At 72.6% G+C, this 4,221-nt stretch carries 5 protein-coding genes; 2 read left to right on the top strand and 3 right to left on the bottom strand.

All coding sequences use genetic code 11. The features are described from left to right. Positions 1-42 precede the first annotated feature (42 nt). Positions 43-1,035: an L-glyceraldehyde 3-phosphate reductase gene (gene mgrA, locus H5J33_RS25740; protein WP_181797249.1), complete on the bottom strand. Its 993-nt coding sequence runs from the start codon at positions 1,033-1,035 to the stop codon at positions 43-45. A gap of 112 nt (positions 1,036-1,147) precedes the next feature. Here mgrA and H5J33_RS25735 point away from each other — a divergent pair, with 112 nt between their 5' ends. Beyond that, entirely contained in the window at positions 1,148-2,029 is an 882-nt protein-coding gene (locus H5J33_RS25735) for a LysR family transcriptional regulator (RefSeq protein ID WP_181797248.1), read from the top strand. A gap of 58 nt (positions 2,030-2,087) precedes the next feature. After that, on the top strand, positions 2,088-2,603 hold the full coding sequence (locus H5J33_RS25730; RefSeq protein WP_181797247.1) for a mycothiol transferase: 516 nt from the start codon (positions 2,088-2,090) through the stop codon (positions 2,601-2,603). Here H5J33_RS25730 and H5J33_RS25725 read toward each other — a convergent pair. Both H5J33_RS25725 and H5J33_RS25720 read right to left on the bottom strand, forming a co-directional pair. Next, the gene (locus H5J33_RS25725; RefSeq protein WP_181797246.1) at positions 2,585-3,655 is read right to left on the bottom strand and encodes an adenosine deaminase; all 1,071 of its coding nucleotides are present in this window, start codon (positions 3,653-3,655) and stop codon (positions 2,585-2,587) included. The two genes, H5J33_RS25730 and H5J33_RS25725, sit on opposite strands and share 19 nt — an antisense overlap. Before the next feature lie 37 nt (positions 3,656-3,692). Further along, positions 3,693-4,088 (bottom strand): VOC family protein, encoded by a 396-nt coding sequence (locus tag H5J33_RS25720; RefSeq protein ID WP_181797245.1) that lies wholly within the window; start codon positions 4,086-4,088, stop codon positions 3,693-3,695. Between the last annotated feature and the right edge of the window lie 133 nt (positions 4,089-4,221).

Below are 4,221 nucleotides of genomic sequence, written 5' to 3'. Positions count from 1 at the left end.
GGGCACGTGGTGGACGGTTGCGTCACTTGGCGGGGCGGGGCGTCACGGCTTGACGATGGCGTCGATCCGCGCCAGTTCCTCGGTGTCGAACTCCAGGTTCCGGACGGCCGCCACGCTGTCCTCGATCTGCCGGGCACTGCTCGCACCGACCAGTGCGGACGTCACCCGGCCGCCGCGCAGCACCCACGCCAGCGCCAGCTGGGCGAGCGTCTGGCCGCGGGACTTGGCCACCTCGTCCAGCGCGCGCAGCCGGGCGACCAGGTCCTCGGTCACCGCGTCCGAGTTCAGGAACGGGCTGTCGCTCGCGGCCCGGGAGTCCTCGGGGATGCCGTCGAGGTAGCGGCCGGTGAGCAGGCCCTGCTCCAGCGGGGAGTAGGCGATGGAGCCGGCCTGGAGTTCGTCCAGGGCGTCGAGCAGGCCCTCGTCCTCGGGGCGCCGGTCGAGCATCGAGTAGCGCGGCTGGTGGATGAGGAGCGGGGTGCCGAGGCCGGCGAGGATGCGGGCGGCCTCGCGGGTCTGCTCGGCGGAGTAGTTGGAGACGCCGACGTAGAGGGCCTTGCCCTGCTGCACCGCCGAGTGCAGGGCGCCCATCGTCTCCTCCAGCGGAGTGTCCGGGTCGGGGCGGTGCGAGTAGAAGATGTCGACGTAGTCCAGGCCCATCCGCTTCAGGCTCTGGTCGAGCGAGCCGAGCAGGTACTTGCGCGAGCCCCACTCGCCGTACGGGCCGGGCCACATCAGATAGCCGGCCTTGGTGGAGATCACCAGCTCGTCGCGGTAGGGGGCGAAGTCCGCCTTCAGCGCCGCGCCGAAGGCGGACTCGGCGGCGCCGGGCGGCGGGCCGTAGTTGTTCGCCAGGTCGAAGTGCGTGACGCCGAGGTCGAAGGCGCGGCGCAGGATGGCCCGCTGGGTCTCCTCCGGCCGGTCGGGGCCGAAGTTGTGCCACAGGCCGAGCGACAGGGCGGGGAGCTTCAGGCCGCTGCGTCCGGTGCGCCGGTAGGGCATGTCGGCGTAGCGGTCGGGATGTGCGGTGTACAACGCGACTCCATGAGGGGTGGGCACAGGATCTACCGGTTCCACTCTTCCCCGGGCCGTGGGCAGCGGTCCAACAGAAGAATCCGATGAGATTCAGCGGCTAGGCTGCTCAATCATGGAACTGCGCCATCTCCAGCACTTCGTGGCGGTCGCCGAGGACCGGCACTTCACCCGGGCCGCCGAACGCCTGATGGTGTCCCAGTCGGGCCTGTCGGCGTCCATCCGGGCGCTGGAGCGGGAGTTGCGGGCGCCGCTGTTCGTGCGGACCACGCGCCGGGTGACGCTGACGGAGGCGGGGCGGGCGCTGCTGGTGGAGGCCGGGCGGATCCTGGCCCAGGTGCGGGCGGCGCACGACGCGGTGGCGGCGGTGCAGGGGGTGCTGCGCGGCACGCTCGCCCTCGGCACCGAGCAGTGCATCGCCGGGGTGCGGGTGGCCGAGCTGCTGGCGGCCTTCCGGGGCCGGCACCCGGATGTGGAGATCCGGCTGCGGCAGGCCGGTTCCGGCGAGCTGGCGGAGGAGGTCGCGGCCGGGCGGCTGGACCTGGCCTTCGCCTACCGCACCCGGGCCGACAGCGACCAGCTGCGCTCGGTGTCGCTGGCCGACGAGCCGATGACGGTGCTGTGCCACCCCGGCCACCGGCTGGCCGCGGCGCCGGCCGTGCTCGGCCCGCACGAGCTCACCGGCGAGGTGTTCGTGGACTTCCACCCCGACTGGGGTCCGCGCCGCACCACCGACGCCGCGTTCGCCGCGGCCGGGGTCCGGCGCACGGTCGCGCTGGAGGTCAACGACGTGCACAGTCTGCTGGACCTGGTGGACGAGAACCTGGGGATCGCGGTGGTGCCCCGGCACTTCCGGCACAAGCGGCCGGCGCTCACGGCGCTGCCGCTCGAGGGCACGGGCGGGGCACGGTACGAGACGGTGGCCCTGCTGCCGCCGGAGCGGGCCACCAGCCCGGCCGCCCGGGCACTGGTCGCCCTGCTGGAGACGGGAACCTGACGTACGGGTGGCCGGATCGGGGGCGCGGGAGCGGCGGCGGTTTGCGATGGTGGACGGTATGCATGCCAAGGACATCCTCATCGACGGCTACGGCCGCATCCGGGAAGAAGTCCACGCCGTCCTCGACGGCCTCGGTCCCGAGGAGCTGCACCACCGCCCGGCCCCCGACGCCAACACCATCGCCTGGCTGGTCTGGCACCTCACCCGGGTACAGGACGATCACATCGCCGACGCCTTCGACCTCGACCAGGTGTGGCACGCCCAGGGCTGGCAGGAGCGGTTCGGGCTCGACCTGCCCCGGCACGACACGGGCTACGGGCACACCCCGGCCAAGGTGGCGAAGGTTCGGGTGAAGTCGGCCGGGCTGCTCACCGGGTACCACGACGCCGTCCACGAGCAGACCCTCGGGGTCCTGCGCACACTCGCCGCCAAGGACCTGGAGCGCATCGTGGACGAGCGCTGGGACCCCCCGGTCGGCCTGGGCGTGCGCCTGGTGAGCGTCCTGTCCGACGATCTCCAGCACGTCGGACAGGCCGCCTACCTCAGGGGGCTGGTTCAGAGCGCGGCGGCGTAACCCGGCAGGACCACGTCCTCGATCAGGGCCGTGCGCTGGTCGAAGGGGACGAACGCGCTCTTGAGGGCGTTCACGGTGACCGTGCGCAGGTCCTCCACCGTCCAGCCGGCCTGCTCCACCAGCAGGGACATCTCGCGGGTCATCGTCGTCCCCGACACCAGACGGTTGTCGGTGTTCAGGGTGACCCGGAAGCCCAGGTCCTTCAGGGCGGTGACGGGGTGCTCGGCGATCGAGGAGGCGCAGCCGGTCTGGAGGTTGGAGGTGGGGCACATCTCCAGGGCGATCCGGCGGTCGCGCACCCAGGAGGCGAGCCGGCCGAGCTTGCCGTCCACGATGTCCTCGGTCAGGCGCACCCCGTGACCGATGCGCTGGGCGCCGCACACCTGGAGCGCCTGGTGGATGCTGGGCAGGCCGTACGCCTCGCCGGCGTGGATGGTGAAGGGCATGCTCTCGGCGCGCAGGTACGCGAAGGCCTCGAGGTGGTCGGCGGGCGGGAAGCCGTCCTCGGCGCCGGCGATGTCGAAGCCGACGACACCGGCGTCCCGGTAGGCGACGGCCAGTTCGGCGGCCTCGCGCACCCGGTCGAACATGCGCATCCCGCACAGCAGGGTGCCGACCCGGACGGGGGTGCCGGCCGCCGCGGCCTTCGCCATGCCGGCGGCCAGGCCCTCCTGGACGGCCTCGACGACCTCGGCCGGGGCGAGGCCGCCCTTGAGCATCAGCTCGGGGGCGTAGCGCACCTCGGCGTAGACGACTCCGTCGGCGGCGAGGTCGAGGACGTACTCCTCGGCGGTGCGCAGCAGGCCCTCGCGGGTCTGCATGACGGCGAGGGTGTGCTCGAAGGTGGCGATGTAGCGAACCAGGTCGCCGGAGTCGGCGGCCTCGACGTACCAGGCGGCCAGCTCGTCGGGGTCGGTGGTGGGCAGGGTGTGGCCGACCGCGGCGGCGAGTTCGACGACGGTGGCGGGGCGCAGACCGCCGTCGAGGTGGTCGTGCAGGACGGCCTTGGGAAGGCGGCGGATGGTCTCGGTGTCGATGCGGGACGCGGTCATGGGTGTGTCGTTTCCTCGGCTGGTGCGGTGGGTCGGTTCAGTGGGCGGCGGGCTGGAGCAGGTCCCAGCGGTTGCCGTACAGGTCCCGGAAGACGGCGACCGTGCCGTACGGCTCGTGGCGCGGCTCCTCCAGGAAGGTCACGCCGGCGGCCGTCATCCGGGCGTGGTCGCGGGCGAAGTCGTCGGTGTGCAGGAAGAAGCCCACGCGTCCGCCGGTCTGGTCGCCGACCCGGGAGCTCTGTCCGGCGTCCTTGGCGCGGGCCAGGAGCAGGCCGGTGCCGCTCCCTTCGCCACCGGGCTCGACGACGACCCAGCGCGAGCCGTCGGGCCGCGGGGTGTCCTCTGCGAGGCGGAAATCCAGGGCCTCGGTGTAGAAGCGGATCGCCTCGTCGTAGTCGTGGACGACGAGGGTGACCAGGGCGACGCGGCGCATGGCTACCTTCCTGCCGGGAGCGGTTAGCCGGTGAGGTTATACGTAAAACTACCCAGACGCCAGTCCGATTTCTACGCGCGTCACGCGGGGTGGGCCCGGGGGGCGGCCGCGGAGCACACCCTCAGGGTGCGTG

Source organism: Streptomyces sp. WELS2 (assembly GCF_013870595.1).
GTDB lineage: Bacteria > Actinomycetota > Actinomycetes > Streptomycetales > Streptomycetaceae > Streptomyces.
Note: the sequence above shows the minus strand (reverse complement) of the source record. Positions and strands in the feature narration are given on the sequence as shown.

What these genes read in the sequence shown, in the direction of transcription:
- H5J33_RS25735 (WP_181797248.1), top strand. Translation starts at nt 1,148, where the DNA reads ATGGAACTGCGCCATCTCCAGCACTTCGTGGCGGTCGCCGAGGACCGG.
- H5J33_RS25730 (WP_181797247.1), top strand. Translation starts at nt 2,088, where the DNA reads ATGCATGCCAAGGACATCCTCATCGACGGCTACGGCCGCATCCGGGAA.
- H5J33_RS25725 (WP_181797246.1), bottom strand. Translation starts at nt 3,655, where the DNA reads ATGACCGCGTCCCGCATCGACACCGAGACCATCCGCCGCCTTCCCAAG.
- H5J33_RS25720 (WP_181797245.1), bottom strand. Translation starts at nt 4,088, where the DNA reads ATGCGCCGCGTCGCCCTGGTCACCCTCGTCGTCCACGACTACGACGAG.